Annotated in this window: 15 protein-coding genes and 3 rRNA genes; 2 read left to right on the top strand and 16 right to left on the bottom strand. The window is 49.9% G+C overall.

The window, feature by feature from the left end; translation table 11 throughout:
* Window positions 1–162: 162 nt before the first annotated feature.
* The 4 genes from msp1 to deoC form a co-directional block, all read right to left on the bottom strand.
* Window positions 163–1,584 carry a cell wall hydrolase P75 gene (msp1, locus tag LHUE1_RS06810; RefSeq protein ID WP_049172057.1) on the bottom strand — a complete coding sequence of 474 codons (1,422 nt, stop codon included), beginning with the start codon at window positions 1,582–1,584 and terminating at the stop codon, window positions 163–165.
* Between the two features lie 191 nt (window positions 1,585–1,775).
* Window positions 1,776–2,492 (bottom strand): purine-nucleoside phosphorylase, encoded by a 717-nt coding sequence (gene deoD / locus LHUE1_RS06805; protein ID WP_049172059.1) that lies wholly within the window; start codon window positions 2,490–2,492, stop codon window positions 1,776–1,778.
* Between the two features lie 26 nt (window positions 2,493–2,518).
* Window positions 2,519–3,709 (bottom strand): phosphopentomutase, encoded by a 1,191-nt coding sequence (locus LHUE1_RS06800; protein WP_049172062.1) that lies wholly within the window; start codon window positions 3,707–3,709, stop codon window positions 2,519–2,521.
* Between the two features lies 1 nt (window position 3,710).
* Window positions 3,711–4,385, bottom strand: coding sequence for a deoxyribose-phosphate aldolase (deoC, locus tag LHUE1_RS06795; protein WP_047107744.1), 675 nt, complete (start codon window positions 4,383–4,385; stop codon window positions 3,711–3,713).
* 334 nt (window positions 4,386–4,719) lie between these two features.
* Between deoC and LHUE1_RS06790 the strand changes: the two genes are divergently transcribed.
* Both LHUE1_RS06790 and LHUE1_RS06785 read left to right on the top strand, forming a co-directional pair.
* Window positions 4,720–6,036 carry a PTS sugar transporter subunit IIC gene (locus LHUE1_RS06790; RefSeq protein WP_049172063.1) on the top strand — a complete coding sequence of 439 codons (1,317 nt, stop codon included), beginning with the start codon at window positions 4,720–4,722 and terminating at the stop codon, window positions 6,034–6,036.
* Window positions 6,029–6,931 (top strand): alpha/beta hydrolase, encoded by a 903-nt coding sequence (locus tag LHUE1_RS06785; RefSeq protein ID WP_049172065.1) that lies wholly within the window; start codon window positions 6,029–6,031, stop codon window positions 6,929–6,931. Before LHUE1_RS06790 ends, LHUE1_RS06785 begins: the two co-directional genes overlap by 8 nt.
* Window positions 6,932–7,056: 125 nt before the next feature.
* Here the strand turns inward: LHUE1_RS06785 and LHUE1_RS06780 are convergent, their stop codons facing one another.
* From LHUE1_RS06780 to LHUE1_RS06725, 12 genes are all read right to left on the bottom strand, one after another.
* Window positions 7,057–7,380 carry a MazG nucleotide pyrophosphohydrolase domain-containing protein gene (locus LHUE1_RS06780; RefSeq protein WP_047107746.1) on the bottom strand — a complete coding sequence of 108 codons (324 nt, stop codon included), beginning with the start codon at window positions 7,378–7,380 and terminating at the stop codon, window positions 7,057–7,059.
* A 167-nt stretch (window positions 7,381–7,547) separates the two neighbouring features.
* Complete coding sequence (locus tag LHUE1_RS06775) at window positions 7,548–8,264, bottom strand: ABC transporter ATP-binding protein (protein ID WP_049172066.1); 717 nt, start codon at window positions 8,262–8,264, stop codon at window positions 7,548–7,550.
* On the bottom strand, window positions 8,257–9,042 hold the full coding sequence (locus tag LHUE1_RS06770; RefSeq protein WP_049172067.1) for an ABC transporter ATP-binding protein: 786 nt from the start codon (window positions 9,040–9,042) through the stop codon (window positions 8,257–8,259). Before LHUE1_RS06770 ends, LHUE1_RS06775 begins: the two co-directional genes overlap by 8 nt.
* A complete protein-coding gene (locus LHUE1_RS06765) occupies window positions 9,039–9,992 on the bottom strand; it encodes a branched-chain amino acid ABC transporter permease (protein WP_049172069.1) in 954 nt (317 codons plus the stop codon). Before LHUE1_RS06765 ends, LHUE1_RS06770 begins: the two co-directional genes overlap by 4 nt.
* A gap of 4 nt (window positions 9,993–9,996) precedes the next feature.
* A complete protein-coding gene (locus tag LHUE1_RS06760; protein WP_049172071.1) occupies window positions 9,997–10,875 on the bottom strand; it encodes a branched-chain amino acid ABC transporter permease in 879 nt (292 codons plus the stop codon).
* Between the two features lie 36 nt (window positions 10,876–10,911).
* A complete protein-coding gene (locus tag LHUE1_RS06755) occupies window positions 10,912–12,105 on the bottom strand; it encodes an ABC transporter substrate-binding protein (protein WP_049172073.1) in 1,194 nt (397 codons plus the stop codon).
* A gap of 687 nt (window positions 12,106–12,792) precedes the next feature.
* Window positions 12,793–13,251, bottom strand: a complete 459-nt coding sequence (locus tag LHUE1_RS06750) for a threonine/serine exporter family protein (protein ID WP_010492690.1) — start codon at window positions 13,249–13,251, stop codon at window positions 12,793–12,795.
* 17 nt (window positions 13,252–13,268) lie between these two features.
* Complete coding sequence (locus LHUE1_RS06745; protein WP_277848187.1) at window positions 13,269–14,045, bottom strand: threonine/serine exporter family protein; 777 nt, start codon at window positions 14,043–14,045, stop codon at window positions 13,269–13,271.
* Complete coding sequence (locus tag LHUE1_RS06740; RefSeq protein WP_049172076.1) at window positions 14,042–14,362, bottom strand: thioredoxin family protein; 321 nt, start codon at window positions 14,360–14,362, stop codon at window positions 14,042–14,044. The genes LHUE1_RS06745 and LHUE1_RS06740 overlap by 4 nt, the downstream gene beginning before the upstream one ends.
* A gap of 527 nt (window positions 14,363–14,889) precedes the next feature.
* Window positions 14,890–15,006: ribosomal RNA gene (gene rrf / locus LHUE1_RS06735) — 5S ribosomal RNA — on the bottom strand.
* A 197-nt stretch (window positions 15,007–15,203) separates the two neighbouring features.
* Window positions 15,204–18,121, bottom strand: a 23S ribosomal RNA gene (locus tag LHUE1_RS06730).
* Between the two features lie 219 nt (window positions 18,122–18,340).
* Window positions 18,341–19,910, bottom strand: a 16S ribosomal RNA gene (locus LHUE1_RS06725).
* Together the 16S, 23S and 5S rRNA genes form the textbook arrangement of a ribosomal RNA operon.
* Between the last annotated feature and the right edge of the window lie 159 nt (window positions 19,911–20,069).

Here is a 20,069-nt window from a genome sequence, read left to right as displayed (position 1 = left end):
ATTTCCAGGCTGTTCAAATAAACAAAAAAGAACAAACGTAAAGACAGCAAGGCGCACCAGTCCAGTCGTCTTTATCTGGCGAATATTGAAAAGAATCACCCCCAAAAAAAGAACGCCTCGCTAAAAGACGTTCTTCTTTGAAAAAGATTATTCAATTTAAGTTTATAGATCCGGACGAACCGCAAAGTCAGGCTGGAAGTATGCCAATGCGGTGTACTTAACGTTTTCACCCGGTTGCGGTGCCTGAATCATGGTGCCGCCACCGATGTAAAGCGCTACGTGGGTTGTTGAACCATGGTTGCCCCAGAAGAGGAGATCACCTGGTTGAAGCGCGTCCAGAGAAACTTGCGTACCTGAAGATTCTTGTGGTACGGTCCAACCGCCGATGTTAACACCTGCACCATGCAGGAATGCATAGTACATTAAGCCGGAGCAATCAAAGCCTGTAGGGCCTTTGCCGCCCCAGATATATGGCTTACCGATTTGCTGTTCAGCAACGGCGATAACCGCTTGAACCTTAGCCTGACGAGAGGTGTCGGTAGACGTTTGAGTCTGAGTTGCCGATACAGTCGCTGTATTGGTATTGTTGTTATTATTCGTCGACTGCGTTGCACTTAACTGCTCGGTTTGAGGGGCAGTCGATGAAGAAGCTACAGGAGTCGTCGTTGTACTTGCCGTTGATTCCGGTGCAGCAGAACTTGAGGCTGGTGCCTGTGATGCTGCTGGAGCCTGACTTTCAGCAGCTGAGCTTGAAGCAGGCGCTTGTGATACCGGAGCTTGGCTTGCTTCTGACGATGCTGCACTAGAAGCCGGTGCCTGTGATGCTGGCGCTTGGCTTGGTTGTGCTGCTGAGCTTGAAGCAGGTGCCTGTGACGCAGCAGATTGTGCAGGTTGGGCAGCTGCGCTTGAAGCAGTCGACTGTGGTGCTGTGGATTGCGGTGCAGCTGCTACAGGTGTCGTGCTGACAAAGCGTGCAGGTACATAGCCACCGTTAGAAAGCTGGTACCATGTTTCACCATTTGCTTGCTGTTGTGCCACAGCTGTGACGGACTGCTGACCTTCAAGATACTGCCCCGTTGCGCGACCGTATGCAGGCGTTGCCCAAACGGTCACAGCCGAACCAACATTCTTAACATAGAGCTGGATGTTAGCACTTTGGGTGGCTGCTGGAGTCGCTGCAGGTGCCGCCTGGCTAGCAGGCGCTTGACTCGCCGGTGCTTGACTTGCTGGCGCTTGGCTAGCAGGAGCCTGGCTAGCAGTTGATGCTGGTGCTTCAACTTGAGCAGTCTTCCCGTCAACGTTCAAATAGAGCTCAGGGATCCACTGGTTGTCGCCAACCTTGTACCAAGTCGCACCATTGTGATCAACTGTCTTACCTAATAGCTGCACCGTGTCGCCAAACGTTACATAGCGTTTTACGTGGTTCCATGATGGACTATTCCATACGGTGGTTGCACCGGTCTTGTAGTTGACCGTTCCCGTTGTAGATGCAGAAACAGTATTAGCACCGGTTGCTAAAGCCGCCAGACCGGCAGCACCAACAAAGCCTGCCGTTACTGACCATACTTTTTTAGATTTTACCATGTATGTACTCCTCCATTCTTCGACTGAATAATTGCATGAGACTGAGTTTTACAATTCAATTGTCATTTACCTTTTCTTAAGATACCATATACAGAATAACACGTTTCCCACTTGTTCGCATATTAAATTGCTGTTACAGCTGAAAAACAATCGAAACAACATTGCTGGTATACATAAAATTTATATGTTATTTAACGTACAGGAACCTTTTTAGCCACGCCGAGTGCTAATCCGATCATGTCATTGAAGCTGGTCTGTCGCTCTTGAGCGGTGGTTTCTTCGCCTGTAATCAAGTGATTCGAGACGGTCAGGATTGATAACGCCTGTGCATGGAACTTAGCTGCAAGCAAATATAGCGCTGGCGTCTCCATTTCTGTTGCCAATACTTCGTAGTCAATCAGCTTTTGGCGATCCATTTCATCATTATAGAAACGGTCTTCGCCTAGTACATTACCAACATGGTAGCGGATCGAACTGTCATCTGCCAAATTTGCTGCTTCGCGTAATAGCTGAAAATCTGCCAAAGGCGCAAAGTACATGCCAGCGCCAAAGGTATTCAAAATGATGCTGCTATCTGTCGATGAGCCTTGCGCCAACACCACATCACGAACCTTGACGTCCTTGCCCATTCCGCCGGCCGTACCCACGCGAATCAGCGTTTTGACGCCATAATCCTGAATCAACTCGTTGACATAAATCGAAATCGACGGAATGCCCATCCCTGTTGCCTGAACCGACACGCGCCGGCCTTCAAACGTTCCGGTGAAGCCAAACGCATTGCGAACGGTGTTGTAGCGCGTCGCATTTTCCAAAAAGTTCTCGGCAATGTATTGGGCGCGCAATGGATCGCCTGGCAACAACACCATATCCGCGATGGCGCCTTTTGGAGCTGCAATATGTGTACTCATTGTTGATCCCCTTTCGCTGGGTTGTGTTATTTTAACAAGCTCAGAAATGATTGGCCGACCTGATTGCCGCTGACGCCGAAATTGTCGAGAATCGTGGCGCCTAAATCAGCAAACGGCGATCGGACACCCAAATCACCATTGCCAACGAATTGCTTACTGTAAGCCAACAATGGTACATATTCGCGCGTATGATCCGTCCCGCGGAAAGTCGGGTCGTTCCCGTGGTCGGCCGTGATCATGAGTAAATCGTCGCGCTGCAAAGCCGTCAGTAAATCACCCAGCTGGCGGTCAAACGTCATTAACGCCTCGCCATCACCTTGGGCATTGCGCCGGTGACCATACATGGCATCGAAGTCGACCAGATTCGTAAAAATAAAGCCTTTACGGTCAGATTTCGCCGCTTCAATCGTTTTGTCCATGCCGTCTGTGTTGCTGACGGTGTGCACGCCATCGTCTAAGCCTTGTCCCGAGAAAATGTCATTGATTTTCCCGATACCATAAGTCGGCACGCCAGCTCCTTGCAGCCGATCGAGATCGGTCGGCTTATCCGGCTGCAACGTATAATCGTGGCGATCACTGGTGCGGGTGAAGGTTGTCGGATCGGTGCCAACATATGGCCGAGCGATGACCCGGCCGATTCGATATGGCGCATCAATCGTAATACTGCGGACATAGCGGCAAATCCGATACAACTCTTCAAGCGGAATCACATCGGTCTGAGCGGCAATCTGCAACACTGAATCACCGGACGTATAAACAATGAGATCACCGGTTTTCAACTGCTGCTCACCATAATCCTTAATGGCTTCGGTGCCGGAATACGGCTTATTAAGAATCACTTTGCGCCCGGAAAAGTCTTCGATTTGCTTAATCAAGTCAGCCGGGAAGCCCTTAGGAAAATAGCCAAGCGGTTCAGTGACCGGCAGACCCATCATCTCCCAATGGCCATCCATACTATCTTTACCAGCAGAAATCTCCGCCATCTTGCCAAAATAGCCGCTGGGACTTCCCAGTGGTCCAACCCCAGCAATTGGCGTTCTCCGATCGATATTGCCCAGCCCGATCGCCTGCAAGTTCGGCAGCGCTAGTTTCCCACCAAAATAATCACCAATGTGACCAAGTGTATCGGCGCCTGTATCATGAAACTTTGCTGCATCCGGCGCTTCGCCAATGCCAATCGAGTCTAGAACGATGGTAATAACTCGCTCAAATGCCATACTATGCCTCCCCCGCTTCCTTCAAAATCTGCACACCGGCGCTTGCCCCTAGCCGATCAGCGCCGGCTTCAATCAGCGCTTTGGCTTCGGCATAGGAGTGAATACCGCCAGCGGCTTTAACGCCCAACTTATCGCCAACTGTCTGCCGCATAAGCGCAACATCATGCACCGTTGCCCCGCCCGCAGCAAAGCCAGTTGACGTCTTGACAAAATCAGCGCCGGCAGCAGCTGCCAACTTGCAAGCCGTTACCTTTTCCTCATCGGTTAACAGAACTGCTTCAATGATGACTTTCAACAAGCCGCCTTTTGCATGGGTCATATCCGCAACGGCCTGAATGTCGGCACGAACATGGTCATCATGGCCTGCTTTTAGCTCGCCGATGTTCAAGACCATGTCGACTTCTTTTGCGCCTTCATCAAGCGCCTGACCGGCTTCAAAAACCTTGGTCTGCGTTGTGTTGGCGCCAAGCGGGAATCCAATCACGGTACAAACGTTGACGTCCGTATCGTGTAAGCTGGCCGCAGCCCGCGCAACCCAATAAGGATTGATGCAAACCGAGGCAAAATCATACTGCTTTGCCTGATCCAAAACGACATCAATCTCGTCCTGCGTTGCATCCGGTTTCAATAAGGTATGATCAATATACTTTGCCAATGGTTTTTCGTTCTTATTCATTTTTACGCCTCCAAAAATTAAGAGCGTGAGCTGGCGCGCTTAGAAACCGGAGTGTAAGTGGCCTTGGGCGTGATGACCCGGTTTTGGTCATTGCGACCAAGGTCCTTACACTCCGGTTTCTGCGCCAGCGAACGCGTTTCCGTTTACTGTCCTAACTTAAGAATACCATGGTACGGAAGCCCTTGCATGCTGGAAAATAAGTTCTCATTCCTACTTTTTCAGCAAATCGTTAAACTCGTCAAGATTCCGGCTTAAGGCTACTCGCCCACATTAATATTTGTTAGAATAACCTTAATAGAACTTCATCAAATAAAAATTAAGGGAGATGGCAGTAATGAGCAATCTCATGCAAAGATTGCTTCCCATGCTCGTGGCAAACAGTGTTCGATTGCGGCATAACCGGATTTATCGGGCACTTCAGCAAACTTTTGCTGTCATTTTCCCGTTTGTCATGGTCGGCGCGTGGGCCCAGATGCTAGAACTAAGCGTCTTTTCACGCAATGGTTTTTTTGCGGTCATCTACAATCTCGACAATGTCATCCCTCATTACAACCAAATCCGCACGCTGTTGCTGATCATTGAAACCGTGACCGTTGACCTGATGTCCGTTATGGCTGCCTTCTTTGTTGCAAAATATATTGCCCGTTCTTATAAAAAAGATGATTCACTGGCGGCGCTCACCAGTGTCGGTGCTTTTTTAATTTTGAATTTTAATGCACAGCGCAATGCTCAATCGCCGTTCCAGATGAACAACTTCGGCTATCGCGGCTTATTCATCGCCATTGTTTTCGGCTTGCTGATCGGCTGGTTATTTCGCTTCACCCACGCCGATTTTGAGGAACCCTCACAACATTACACCATCGCCGGCCTAATCAGTCGCGGTTTGCGGGGCACTTGGTTGACTGTACTGATCCTTATTAGTTGTGTTGCGATCACTTACGGTCTTACTTTTGTGTCAACAGAAGGTTTTATCGGTCTTTTCTATGTCGTTTTCCAGGTGCCGGCCACGAACATACCGCATGTATCGCTTCGCCTTGCGTTGGTCACAACGATCAATGCGCTTATGTGGTGGGGCGGAATTGAAGGTCCCATTAATCCGTTAATGGTGCAGTCAGGAAGTACGACTGGCACGGCGAACTTAAACTATGCGCTGGAACACGCTAATTTGTTCAACGTGCCTAACCCGATCACCATGAATACCATCTACCATCCGTTTGCCAGCTTTGGCGGCGTCGGCATGACATTAGCGCTGATTATTGCGACACTTTGGGTAGGAAGATCCAAACCATTACGGCGGATTGCCGGGCTATCGCTTCTGCCGGGTTTGGTCAATGTTAGTTCCCCTGTGATGATCGGGTGGCCGGTAACCCTTAATCCGATTCTATTAGTGCCGTTTTTGATCACGCCTTTGGTCAACATGGTAATTGCCTGGGCCGCCATTCGTCTGCGTCTCATGCCGCCTTCGGTTTACACGGTGCCGACGACCACGCCGGGACCGCTGGCAGCGTTTCTTGGCACGAACGGCAATCTGGTTGCCTTAGTGGTGGCCGTGATCTGCTTAATCGTCTCGGTGTTGATTTACGCGCCGTTTGTCCGGTTGGCCGAAACTGTCAGTCTTGAATCAGCGAAAGTCGGTGATCATCATGATTAAACACTGGCGCAGATGGCTGCTTATTCTTTTCAGCATTCTTGCCATCGGAGCAGTCGTGTTCCCAGCAACCAAATGGATGGCCCAAAACGTCAAATCGGCACGAGTCGTCCATAATTCGCGGATGCAGCCCATCATCTTAATTCCCGGGAGCTCGGCGACTGAAGACCGTTTTAACACCTTAATCACCCAACTCAACAACCAGACGAATGGTCACAGTCTCCTGAAGATTACGGTGAAAACGGATGGCACGCTGACTTATAGTGGGAAAATCGCTGCGCGTGACACCGAGCCGTACATTGTTGTCGCATTTGAAAATAACAAGGACGGCTACAACAACATCAAAAAGCAGGCAGCGTGGTTTAATATTGCCTTCAAGCAGCTGGCCAAAACCTATAACTTCAATCGTTTCCGCGGCATTGGCCACAGTAACGGCGGCCTCATTTTCACGCTTTTTCTCGAAAAATATTACAACGAGTCCGACGTGCAGATGACCCGCCTCATGACGATTGGGACGCCATATAATCTTGAAGAAAGTAACCCTAACAACCGCACCCAGATGTTGAACGACTTCATTACCAGTCGGGACAAGCTGCCGAGCACCCTAACCGTTTACTCGATTGCCGGAACCGAAAACCTCGATGGTGACGGCACCGTGCCGATCGAAAGTGTCGAGGCAGGGAAGTATATTTTCCAAAATCAGGTCGCCCATTACACCCAAATCACCGTTTCGGGTGACGAGGCCGGCCACAGTGACTTGCCGCAAAACAGGCAAATTGTTAATTTAATCAGTCAATACATGGTCGCAACACCAAATCAACAAGGCGTTCGTCCAGGACAAGGCGGTAGCGGCCGTGGTGTCGGCCCAGCGCCACGTGACGGCAGTCAGAATCCTTGATGAACAAGCCGCGATAATTGAAGCATAAAAAAAGCAGGTCAATCGCATTCATGCGGTGGCCTGTTTTTTGCTAGTTACCCGATCCGATTCACAAAAGATCTAAACTAGCTGGCAAGACTCAGGCTTCACGCATGGCGCTTAAACCGCTGCGTCAGCTTTCGTTCGCTTTGTTCAAGCAAACTTTCCGGATCAATACCGAACTTGTCGCTTAGAATCAGAACCTGATCGAGAACATCCGCCAATTCTTCTTTCAAATTGGCATCCAAGGCATGCTGACTTTTAACCGGTTCCCCCGGATGATCGCGACCAATTTCCAGCGCCCGAATCGCCCGCGATAATTCACCGGTTTCTTCGGTCAGAAAATTAAGTCGGATGAAGGGACTATAAGCGTACCAATTGTGCTTCTGGTAAAAGTGAACTAGCCACTGCTGGTGTTCGGTTAATGTCAATTTTCATCCTCCTGATGTCGTTCACAACAGATGTTTTGATGACTTCGTTTAAAAATTACATTCGTTTTCCATACTACGCCAGCCTGGTTGCTGAAGCCATGCTTTTTGACCAAAAAATAAGCAGCTCATGGCCACCTATTCAAAACAATTAAAATTTTGATTTCCACTCAAGTCGCCGGCTGCGCACCTAGGTAAGTTGCCTGAACCGCTGGATCCGCCAGCAATTCCGCACCTGTACCGGTCAACTTCACTGTCCCACTGGCCAAAACATACCCGCGATTTGCAATTGCCAGCGCCTGCTTGGCATTTTGTTCGATTAACAAAACCGTGGTGCCTTGTTCGTTGATTTTGGTAATGATGTCGAAGATCTCCTGAATGAAAATCGGGGATAAGCCCATCGATGGCTCATCCAGCAAAAGAAGCTTCGGCCGTGCCATGAGCGCGCGTCCCATTGCCAGCATCTGCTGCTCGCCACCGGACAGAGTTGCGGCATCCTGATTGAGCCGTTCCCTTAGAACCGGAAAACGATCGTAAACCACCGCCAACTGGTCGCTGGCAGCTTGCTTGTCTTTGAGACCAAACGCACCCATCTGCAAGTTTTCGCTGACCGTCAGCCCAGCAAAGATATGCCGGCCCTCTGGCACTTGCGAGATCCCCATTTTTACGATTTTAGCGGCCGCCATGCCCACAATGTTTTTATCTTCATATAGGATGGTGCCGGAACGCGGCCGCAACAAGCCTGAGATAGTTTTCAAGATGGTACTTTTACCCGCACCATTCGCCCCGATAAGCGCCACAATTTCGCCGGTGTGAACGCGGAAGCTGACGTCTTTGACCGCCTGAATCCCGCCATAATTGACCACCAGATCTTTGACCTCAAGCATGCACGTCACCTCCCAAGTAAGCCCGAATAACTTGCGGATCACGTTGAATCACTTGCGGTGTACCCTCGGCAATCATCGCGCCGTGATCCAACACATAAATATATTCAGCCAGATTCATCACCAACGACATATCATGTTCAATCAACACCACGGTAATGCCAAAATGTTCCCGCACCCGGGCGATCAGCCGACTCAAATCAGCCGTTTCTTCCGGATTCATCCCCGCTGCTGGCTCGTCCAAAAATAATAACTGTGGCTTCGTAGCGACAGCGCGAACAATTTCAACGCGCCGCTGGGTCCCATAAGGCAAACTCGCCGTGGGTTCATCTGCGACATCAGCTAGGTCAAAAAAGTCCAGTAACTCATCAGCCGCCGCGCCGACGTCATGTTCCCGTTGATAAAATTGAGGCAAGCGTAAAACCGTTCCGAGAAAATCTTCGTGGTACAGATGGGTTCTGGCCACCAGCACATTTTCCTTCACTGACATGGCGCCGAACAACCGAATGTTTTGAAAGGTTCGGGCAACGCCTAACTTGGCAACTTGGTACGCCTTCTTTTTGGTAATGTCGACATCACCGTTAGCAGTCGTTAAGGTTATTTTTCCAGTCGTTGGCCCGGATTCACCAGTCAACATGTTGAACAAGGTGGTCTTGCCAGCCCCATTAGGACCGATTAACGCGATTAATGCACCTTGCTCAATGGTCAAACTTACATCGGCGACTGCCTTCAGCCCACCAAACACTTTGCTGACATGATCGATTACAAGTTGGTTCGTCATGAGGATGCTGCCTCCTTTCGCGCGCGCCGTTTACGCCCAAAAGAAAGTTCGTAATGTCCCAGTAGTCCGGACGGCTTGAAGACCATCAGCAAAATCAAAGCGAGTGCATAAATCACCATACGGAGCGTGCCAAAATTCTGTAACGCCGTGTCGATGATCCCCAAGACAATCGCCGCCACAAACGTCCCAGTCATACTGCCGACACCACCCAACACCACAATAATGAGCAGTGAGATCGAATTCATAATACCAAAGTCCCCTGGCGCAATGGTTTGCAAATAGCTGGCATGCAACGATCCGCCAATCGCGGCAGTCGCGGCGCCTAACACAAACGCGGCCAATTTCCATTTGGTCGGGTTAATTCCGATCGATTCGGCCGCAATGTCATCATCACGAATTGCCATCACCGCACGCCCGGCGCGACTATGAATAAAGTTGACGATGACCACCGTTGTCACGCACATCAAGATGTAAACCGTTGGCCATGATGCCAGCGGCGGAATGTTGAACATACCGGCAGGGCCGTTGGTGATTTTCAGATTGTTAATCACCACGCGAATAATTTCCGCCGCTCCCATGGTCGCAATGGCCAGATAATCGCCGCGCAGTCGCAAGGTCGGAATGCCGACAATCAACGCCGCCACGATCGCAATCACCATCCCCAGCGCCATCGCCAGATAAAAGCCAAGCGGTGTCGCCATATTTTGCGTCACAATCGCCGTTGCGTAGGCACCGATGGCCATGAAGCCAGCATGCCCCAGTGAAAATTGACCCGAAAACCCGATAATCAGGTTTAACCCGACTGCCAAAATAATATTAATGCCAACTGTCACCAAGGCATTTTCGATAAAGGTGTTGATCACGCCGGTCAATTCCCCGACATTGATCAGAACAAAACCGCTGACCATGATCGCCAACCAGATTAATTTGCTGCGTAAGTTTTTTAGCATGCGCTCACACCTTCTCCCGTTGACGTTTGCCGAACAAGCCCGCCGGCAAAACAACCAGCACCAAAATCAGAACCAGATAAACCGCCGCGTCCTTGTAAGCCGACAAACCAATGGCCTGCACGCCGGTTTCCAGCAGACCGATCAGGAAGCCACCGACTGCCGCACCCGGCACTGAGCCAATGCCGCCGACAACCGCCGCGACAAACGCCTTGATCCCGGGCACCATCCCCATCAAAGGATCGATCGAGTTGTAATAAAGCCCGATCATAACGCCGGCCGCTCCTGCCAAGGCTGAACCCAAAGCAAAGGTGAACGAGATAACGTGATCCGGATTGATCCCAACCAGTTGCGCCGCCTGCGGATCCACCGCAACCGCGCGCATCGCCTTCCCCATCGTGGTTTGCTTAATGATGAATTGTAACAACACCATCAGCAGCAACGATGTGGACAAAATCAGCAGTTGCACATTAGAAATTCCCACGCCGAACACATAATAAGTTTTGGTGGTGATTACTTGCGGAAAATTCCGGGCATTAGCGCCAAAAAGGAACGACATGCCATTTTCAAGGAAAAACGATACGCCGATCGCGGTAATCAAAGCGGCGATCCGCGGTGAATTACGCAATGGCCGATACGCCAGATACTCGATTAAAACCCCTGAAAGACTGGCCATCACCATCGCCGATAATAAAGCGCCAACAAACCCTAAGTGTAAAAAATTAATCGCGTAATAACCCCAAAACGCGCCGAGCATATAAATATCGCCATGAGCGAAGTTGATCAACTTGATGATCCCATAGACCATGGTGTAGCCCAGCGCAAGCAAGGCATAAATACTGCCGAGTGAAAGTCCATTGATCATTTGTTGCATCATGGTCTGCAAAGTTAGTACCCCCCTTCCCAGAACTGTGGAAAACGCCTATTTAACGGTATAGGCCTTCGTAATCTTGCCTTGCGTCAGTTCTTCAACTGCAATCGGCTTTTCCGGATTATGCTTACTATCAATACTGGTTGTACCGGTCACGCCAGGCATATTCTTAATTTTCGCCAGCCCCTTAGCGATACTTGCCGAGTCCGCTGACTTTTGATCTTCGATGGCCTGCTTGATCATGTAAACCGAATCATAGGCCAGCGCAGAAAATGTTGGTGCACTCGCGTTGTACTGTTTTTGATAGTTATTCATGAACGTCTTAACCAGCGAACTGCGATTGGCAGCCAACGTCGAAAATGGCGTGGTGTAATAAACATCGGTCGCATTTTCGTTGCCGGCAATCTGCGCCAGTTTAGGATCGGCCATGCCATCTGCCCCAATGATCGGTACCTTGATCCCGGACTGACGCGCTTGTTTAATCAACAGGCCCAGTTCAGAATAGTAACCCGGCGCATAAATCGCATCGATTTTTTTGTTTTTAATATTCGTCAACATGGCATTGAAGTCTTTATCGCCTGATTGATAATATTCCGTGGTTACGACCTTGCCGGTAAACTTCTTCCTAAACGCTTTAGCCAAGCCAGTGCCATAATCCGTTGAGTTGTCGGCAATAATTGCCACATTTTTTGCTTTCAACGTGTCATCGGCAAACACCGCGGCTTTTTGCCCCTGGAAAGTGTCCGTGAAACAGGCGCGGAAAACGTAAGGCTGCACCTGACCGTTTTTCTGCAAGGTAAAATTAGGATCCGTTGCGCTTGGCCCCACCATCGGCACTGCCGCTTTGGTGATATTTGGAATCGAAGCCGTCCCGTTATTAGTCGTCGCCGGCCCAACGATAGCAACGACCTTCTCGTTATTTGCCAACTGCGCCGCAACCGACGCCGCCCCGCTGGTTGACGACTTGTTGTCGCGATAAACTGCCGTCAGCTTTTTCTTGCTGTTACCAACTTTCACGCCGCCAGCAGCATTAATCTGCTTAACTGCCAGCTCGACCCCTTGCTTTTCCTGCTCGCCATAACCAGCCACGGCACCGGACAGTTCCATATTCACGCCGATCTTAATCGTAGTACCCGCCGTATTTCCTTTATTCGCCGCACTCTTGGTCGCACAACCGGTCAGTGCCAGCATGGACATGGCAACAACCCCGGCGCCAATCAAGGCTTTCACAACGCTCTTTTTCATTTTGGTTCCCCCTTTTTAACATCCTTAGCATTTTCATTAATCTTTAACAAAAAGGCACCCATTCCGACGAATGGGTGCCAAGTATCAGCCCCATTGTCAATACGAAAACGGGGCTCGATACGCTGACCATTAACGATCAAACTGTCGGGTCCCTGGCATCAACAACAAGACTAAGCATATGCTTTGACGAATATTGCTCTTTTTAGATGACATACACATAGATGACATTGAATCGCCTTCTCCTGTTAAAATTAATGATTGGTTAGAATACTAATTGGATTCACGCAAAAAGTCAACTTAAATTTTCAATTTTTTGCACGTTTAACAAAAGCAGCTGATGTGTCGCTATCTTAACGTTTTCCAGACGCTGCCCTAATGTGAAATATCACTAAAATCAAGGGGATCATTCTCATAATTTTGTTAATAAGTGAATGATTTCGGAACTTTTTTTGATTTTAAAAAAACAGAGTGAAAACAGCCAAAACGGCGTGAAACGAAAAAAAGCAGCCAAGCATTAAGCTTGACTGCCAATTTTTACAGTACCCAATTTAACTTGGATAGGATCTCGCTGGCTCCACAACCTTGAGATCGCTGACCCCACAATCCGGCGGGTGGCTTTTAACCAGTCAGCTGCAACTTTCAGCACAAGAACCGTGCTTACTCGACTCATCGCATAGAGACAGTATATCACTTTTTCGGCTTTAAGACTGCCTGTTTATACAACAATTCTGACAAGAGTTGCGCCAACATAAAACCGACCGCAATCGCACCGGCAATCATGATCACGCGACTGACATATTGTAAAGCGCTATCCAGTTGCCCCATCACCACCGCGCGAACCGCCTGATAGGCAACGGCACCTGGCACCAATGGGACAAATCCCGGGATGTTGAAGATAATGACAGGCATTTTTTTATAACGCGCAAAGAAGATGCCGCACACCCCAATGACAAAGGCACCGGTCAAGTTAGCCATCATCCGGCCAATACCTGCCTCCATCAATAGCCAGTATGCCAGCCAGCCCATCATGCCAGCCCAACCAGCAAGATTCAGTGCCTTGCGCGGAACATTGATAATCACCGCAAACGCAACGGTTGCTAAATAACTAAAAGATAGCTGGATCAATAACGCAACAAACCACGGCAAGAGCACTGCCTCCTTCACTAAAAGAACCGGAAAATAATGGCAATCCCAACACCAATGGCACAGGCGCTTAAGATCGCTTCCATGCCCCGCGCCATGCCGGACAACAGGTGCCCGGCCAACATATCCCGGATCGAATTGGTAATCGCCACACCCGGCACCAGCGGCATAATCGCACCGATGATAATGTCATCCAGATCATGACCTAACCCTAATTTAACACCGATCCAGGCCGTTAATCCGACAACCAAAGCGCCGAGTAATTCACTGATAAAGCGAATATTCGTTAAGGCATTCACCTTGATATTCACCCAAAAACCAAGTGCGCCAACCAACGCCGCCAAGGGCATATCAAACCAGTTGTATTTTTGCGCAAATAAAACCATTAAGGTCAAACTGACAACGGCCGCACCGATAACTTGCCACCAAATTGGAAAGAAGGGCGTATTCTGATCCAATTTAAGCAGTGCCGCATATAATGCATCCAAGTCAATTTCTTTGTCAGCAAACGATCGGGAAAGCTGATTCACCCGGGAGACTTTTTCCATATCAATCGAGCGTTTGCTAATCGGCCGTTCCTGAATATACGGTTGATTTTCGATGCTGGCAAAAATCCCAGTTGGCGTCGTGAACACCAACGTTTGCGGTTGACCAGCGTTAAAAGCGATTCGGCGCATCGTGTCTTCCACCCGATACATTTCCGAACCGCCTTCGATCATAATTCGCCCGGCTAAAAGGCAGGTAGCTAAGACACGATTTGGGGTCTGCATTTGCGCTTGTTCAACTAAGTGTGTCATCGCGCTGCCTCTAATTTCTTTTCAAAGTAACGTTTCAGTTTTTCTTTAGCATAAACGCCGCTCACTTTTTCTTTTGGTTGTCCCTGTTGATAGACTACTATTGTCGGTACTGTCATGATTCTCAACGTTTGCGGCACCGAAGCATCCGCCTCCACGTTATAGCGCACTACTTTTAGCCCTGACAGTTCTTTTTCAAGCGCACTTAAAATCGGATCAACCACCTTACAAGGCCCACACCACGGCGCCCAAAAGTCGACAACCACCGTTCCAGTAGCGGTCAACTCCTTTAGTGTCTCTTTCGTCGCATTCACTGGCATTTTATGGCCCCCTTTTCCGCTTGCTTCTGCAATGTAGCACGCATGGTACTGTTGTTTCAAGATTATTTTTTGATTTTCCGTTTGTGGAGAGTTATGAATTTTGTTCTGTTTAAGGCAGGTTTGAAATTCCTACTTCTGCTTTCTTAACGCGCTCACTGGCGCAGAAGTCTGCGTGTAAGTGGCTTTAAACAAATATCAATTGGGAGTTTGTTCTATTATTGGCAAACGTGAAATCTGACTTTCGCTTTCTATAACGCGCTCCCAGTCGCAGAAACCTGCGTGTAAGGACCTCGGTCGCAATGGCAAAGAGTCTCAATGGAAGACCTGTTCTATGGTTGGCAAGTGTGAGTTCAGATTTCCGCGTTCTATAACGCGCTCGCCAGCCCAGAAACCTGCACATAAGGACCCTGAGTCCATTGGCCAAAACCCGGCCAACGAACTCAGGCCCACTTATGCTCCGGTTTCTAACCGGGCTGGCTCACGCTCATCAAAAAAAGACCCAGTCAATATGACCGGATCTTATCTTAGCGTGGCAGCTTCCTACCCTCGCAGGCAGTTTCCCACCAACTACTCTCGGCGTGAAGAAGCTTAACTTCTGTGTTCGGCATGGGAACAGGTGTATCCTTCTTGCTATCGCCACCACACTTATGAGAACTTTGCGCTCTCAAAACTGGCTATCATTGTTGGTTTTGTGTTGTCGGGAACCAGTGTATTTCATCGAAACGCGTTCGCAGTCGCAGAAACCTCCACATAAGGACCCTGAGTCCATTGGCCAAAACCCGGCCAACGAACTCAGGCCCGCTTATGCTCCGGTTTCTAAGCGCTCCTGCTCACGCTCTACTTGGTTAAGTCCTCGACCGATTAGTACTGGTCCGCTCCATGCATCGCTGCACTTCCACTTCCAGCCTATCTACCTGATCATCTCTCAGGGGTCTTACTTCCATATAGGAATGGGAAATCTCATCTCGAGGGGGGCTTCACACTTAGATGCTTTCAGCGTTTATCCCTTCCGTTCATAGCTACCCAGCGATGCGCCTGGCGGCACAACTGGTACACCAGCGGAACGTCCATCCCGGTCCTCTCGTACTAAGGACAGCTCCTCTCAAATTTCCTGCGCCCGCGACGGATAGGGACCGAACTGTCTCACGACGTTCTGAACCCAGCTCGCGTACCGCTTTAATGGGCGAACAGCCCAACCCTTGGGACCGACTACAGCCCCAGGATGCGATGAGCCGACATCGAGGTGCCAAACCTCCCCGTCGATGTGGACTCTTGGGGGAGATAAGCCTGTTATCCCCAGGGTAGCTTTTATCCGTTGAGCGATGGCCCTTCCATACGGAACCACCGGATCACTAAGCCCGACTTTCGTCCCTGCTCGACTTGTCAGTCTCGCAGTCAAGCTCCCTTCTACCTTTACACTCTGCGAATGATTTCCAACCATTCTGAGGGAACCTTTGGGCGCCTCCGTTACATTTTAGGAGGCGACCGCCCCAGTCAAACTGCCTACCTGACACTGTCTCCCGCCACGATCAGTGGCGCGGGTTAGAGTGTTCATACAGCTAGGGTAGTATCCCACCAACGCCTCCATCGAAACTAGCGTTCCGATCTCTACGGCTCCTACCTATCCTGTACAAGCGGTACCAACACTCAATATCAAGCTACAGTAAAGCTCCATGGGGTCTTTCCGTCCTGTCGCGGGTAACCCGCATCTTCACGGGTACTATAATTTCACCGAGTCTCTCGTTGAGACAGTGCCCAAATCATTACGCCTTTCGTGCGGGTCGGAACTTACCCGACAAGGAATTTCGCTACCTTAGGACCGTTATAGTTACGGCCGCCGTTTACTGGGGCTTCAATTCTGGGCTTCGCTTGCGCTAACTCATCCTCTTAACCTTCCAGCACCGGGCAGGCGTCAGCCCCTATACATCATCTTTCGATTTAGCAGAGACCTGTGTTTTTGATAAACAGTTGTTTGGGCCTATTCACTGCGGCTGACCTTGCGGTCAGCACCCCTTCTTCCGAAGTTACGGGGTCATTTTGCCGAGTTCCTTAACGAGAGTTCGCTCGCTCACCTGAGGATACTCTCCTCGACTACCTGTGTCGGTTTGCGGTACGGGTAGTTTATTTCTCACTAGAAGCTTTTCTTGGCAGTGTGACATCAGGAACTTCGCTACTTTAATTTCGCTCCCCATCACCGCTTGTCCTTATGGTCGCAAGCATTTCACTCGCCACCAGACTTGCGGCTTGGACGCACTTTTCCAGCCGTGCGCTTTCCTTAGCCTCCTGCGTCCCTCCATCGCTTAAACAAAATAAACTAGTGCAGGAATCTCAACCTGCTTGTCATCGACTACGCCTTGCGGCCTCGCCTTAGATCCCGACTAACCCTGGGAGGACGAGCCTTCCCCAGGAAACCTTAGTCATACGGTGGATCAGATTCTCACTGATCTTTCGCTACTCATGCCGGCATTCTCACTTCTAAGCGCTCCAGCCGTCCTCACGATCGACCTTCAACGCCCTTAGAACGCTCTCCTACCGCGCACCCTGACGGGTGCACCCACAGTTTCGGTATTATGCTTAGCCCCGGTATATTTTCGGCGCAGTGCCACTCGACTAGTGAGCTATTACGCACTCTTTAAATGGTGGCTGCTTCTGAGCCAACATCCTAGTTGTCTGTGCAACGCCACATCCTTTTCCACTTAGCATAAATTTAGGGACCTTAACTGGTGATCTGGGCTGTTCCCCTTTCGACAATGGACCTTATCGCTCACTGTCTGACTCCCGGAGTAAGATCGATGGTATTCGGAGTTTATCTGAATTCAGTAACCCTTGATGGGCCCCTAGTTCAAACAGTGCTCTACCTCCATGATCCATCCTCCGAGGCTAACCCTAAAGCTATTTCGGAGAGAACCAGCTATCTCCAAGTTCGTTTGGAATTTCACCGCTACCCACAACTCATCCCAGCATTTTTCAACATACATGGGTTCGGTCCTCCAGTGTGTTTCACCACACCTTCAACCTGGTCATGGGTAGGTCACTTGGTTTCGGGTCTACATCTGCCTACTCATTCGCCCTGTTCAGACTCGCTTTCGCTCCGGCTCCGACTTTTCATCTTAACCTCGCAGGCAAACGTAACTCGCCGGTTCATTCTACAAAAGGCACGCCATTACCCCTTAACGGGCTTTGACTAATTGTAGGCACACGGTTTCAGGAACTGTTTCACTCCCCTTCCGGGGTGCTTTTCACCTTTCCCTCACGGTACTGGTTCACTATCGGTCACTAGGGAGTATTTAGCCTTGGGAGATGGTCCTCCCGGATTCCGACGGAATTTCACGTGTTCCGCCGTACTCAGGATCCTGGACGGAGAGTTCGCCGTTTCGCTTACAGGGCTTTCACCTTCTATGGCGCAGCTTTCCAGCTGACTTCGACTACGTCGAACTTTGGTAACTCCAATGTCCAGTCCTACAACCCCGAGAAGCAAGCTTCTCGGTTTGGGCTCTTCCCACTTCGCTCGCCGCTACTATGGGAATCGAGTTTTCTTTCTCTTCCTGCGGGTACTGAGATGTTTCAGTTCCCCGCGTCTGCCGCCGACAAGCTATGAATTCACTTGCAGGCAATACACTGATGTGTACTGGGTTCCCCCATTCGGAAATCTCCGGATCAAAGCTTACTTATAGCTCCCCGAAGCATATCGGTATTAGTTCCGTCCTTCATCGGCTCCTAGTGCCAAGGCATCCACCGTGCGCCCTTTGTAACTTAACCTGTACTGACTTGCGTCAGCGGTTATGCGATGCGAATTTCTATATTAGAAACTCATACAAATACGCTGTGTTCTCGGCAATTTAAAACATTTACAACAATGATATCCAGTTTTCAAAGAACAAAGTCGCACCCGCTAGGGTGCTTGAGGGTCGTCCCCTCAAAACTAAACAAAGTTTCGTGTGTGCAGGTTTCCGTCAGACTTAAAGTCTGTTTCCTTAGAAAGGAGGTGATCCAGCCGCAGGTTCTCCTACGGCTACCTTGTTACGACTTCACCCTAATCATTTGTCCCACCTTAGACGGCTCGCTCCCTAAAAGGGTTACGCCACCGGCTTCGGGTGTTACAAACTCTCATGGTGTGACGGGCGGTGTGTACAAGGCCCGGGAACGTATTCACCGCGGCGTGCTGATCCGCGATTACTAGCGATTCCGACTTCGTGTAGGCGAGTTGCAGCCTACAGTCCGAACTGAGAATGGCTTTAAGAGATTAGCTTGACCTCGCGGTCTCGCAACTCGTTGTACCATCCATTGTAGCACGTGTGTAGCCCAGGTCATAAGGGGCATGATGATTTGACGTCATCCCCACCTTCCTCCGGTTTGTCACCGGCAGTCTTACTAGAGTGCCCAACTCAATGCTGGCAACTAGTCATAAGGGTTGCGCTCGTTGCGGGACTTAACCCAACATCTCACGACACGAGCTGACGACAACCATGCACCACCTGTCATTTTGCCCCCGAAGGGGAAACCTGATCTCTCAGGTGATCAAAAGATGTCAAGACCTGGTAAGGTTCTTCGCGTTGCTTCGAATTAAACCACATGCTCCACCGCTTGTGCGGGCCCCCGTCAATTCCTTTGAGTTTCAACCTTGCGGTCGTACTCCCCAGGCGGAATGCTTAATGCGTTAGCTGCGGCACTGAAGGGCGGAAACCCTCCAACACCTAGCATTCATCGTTTACGGCATGGACTACCAGGGTATCTAATCCTGTTCGCTACCCATGCTTTCGAGCCTCAGCGTCAGTTACAGACCAGACAGCCGCCTTCGCCACTGGTGTTCTTCCATATATCTACGCATTTCACCGCTACACATGGAGTTCCACTGTCCTCTTCTGCACTCAAGTTTCCCAGTTTCCGATGCGCTTCCTCGGTTAAGCCGAGGGCTTTCACATCAGACTTAAAAAACCGCCTGCGCTCGCTTTACGCCCAATAAATCCGGATAACGCTTGCCACCTACGTATTACCGCGGCTGCTGGCACGTAGTTAGCCGTGGCTTTCTGGTTGGATACCGTCACGCCGACAACAGTTACTCTGCCGACCATTCTTCTCCAACAACAGAGTTTTACGACCCGAAAGCCTTCTTCACTCACGCGGCGTTGCTCCATCAGACTTGCGTCCATTGTGGAAGATTCCCTACTGCTGCCTCCCGTAGGAGTTTGGGCCGTGTCTCAGTCCCAATGTGGCCGATCAACCTCTCAGTTCGGCTACGTATCATCGCCTTGGTGAGCTGTTACCTCACCAACTAGCTAATACGCCGCGGGTCCATCCAAAAGCGATAGCTTACGCCATCTTTCAGCCAAGAACCATGCGGTTCTTGGATTTATGCGGTATTAGCATCTGTTTCCAAATGTTATCCCCCACTTAAGGGCAGGTTACCCACGTGTTACTCACCCGTCCGCCACTCGTTTTAAGTTGAATCACAGTGCAAGCACCGTTCATCGACCAAAACTCGTTCGACTTGCATGTATTAGGCACGCCGCCAGCGTTCATCCTGAGCCAGGATCAAACTCTCATATAAATATGAGCTGTTCGAATAGCTCGATTTGTTGTTCTAGCGAATTGACTTCGCAAATGTTACTTTTTGCCTCGATACCGAAGTATCAAGGACCCTGCACATTTAAACGAAACTTTGTTCAGTTTTCAAAGGACGACTTTGTTGCCAAGCGACAACTTAATT

The organism is Lacticaseibacillus huelsenbergensis (genome assembly GCF_029726355.1).
GTDB classification, from domain to species: domain Bacteria; phylum Bacillota; class Bacilli; order Lactobacillales; family Lactobacillaceae; genus Lacticaseibacillus; species Lacticaseibacillus casei.
This window is presented reverse-complemented; position numbering and strand designations above follow the sequence as displayed.

Bases quoted from the DNA above. Each gene is read 5' to 3' on its own strand.
- LHUE1_RS06755 (WP_049172073.1), bottom strand. From the start codon at position 12,105: ATGAAAAAGAGCGTTGTGAAAGCCTTGATTGGCGCCGGGGTTGTTGCC.
- msp1 (WP_049172057.1), bottom strand. From the start codon at position 1,584: ATGGTAAAATCTAAAAAAGTATGGTCAGTAACGGCAGGCTTTGTTGGT.
- LHUE1_RS06745 (WP_277848187.1), bottom strand. From the start codon at position 14,045: ATGACACACTTAGTTGAACAAGCGCAAATGCAGACCCCAAATCGTGTC.
- LHUE1_RS06770 (WP_049172067.1), bottom strand. From the start codon at position 9,042: ATGACGAACCAACTTGTAATCGATCATGTCAGCAAAGTGTTTGGTGGG.
- LHUE1_RS06740 (WP_049172076.1), bottom strand. From the start codon at position 14,362: ATGCCAGTGAATGCGACGAAAGAGACACTAAAGGAGTTGACCGCTACT.
- LHUE1_RS06775 (WP_049172066.1), bottom strand. From the start codon at position 8,264: ATGCTTGAGGTCAAAGATCTGGTGGTCAATTATGGCGGGATTCAGGCG.
- LHUE1_RS06765 (WP_049172069.1), bottom strand. From the start codon at position 9,992: ATGCTAAAAAACTTACGCAGCAAATTAATCTGGTTGGCGATCATGGTC.
- deoC (WP_047107744.1), bottom strand. From the start codon at position 4,385: ATGAATAAGAACGAAAAACCATTGGCAAAGTATATTGATCATACCTTA.
- LHUE1_RS06800 (WP_049172062.1), bottom strand. From the start codon at position 3,709: ATGGCATTTGAGCGAGTTATTACCATCGTTCTAGACTCGATTGGCATT.
- LHUE1_RS06790 (WP_049172063.1), top strand. From the start codon at position 4,720: ATGAGCAATCTCATGCAAAGATTGCTTCCCATGCTCGTGGCAAACAGT.
- deoD (WP_049172059.1), bottom strand. From the start codon at position 2,492: ATGAGTACACATATTGCAGCTCCAAAAGGCGCCATCGCGGATATGGTG.
- LHUE1_RS06785 (WP_049172065.1), top strand. From the start codon at position 6,029: ATGATTAAACACTGGCGCAGATGGCTGCTTATTCTTTTCAGCATTCTT.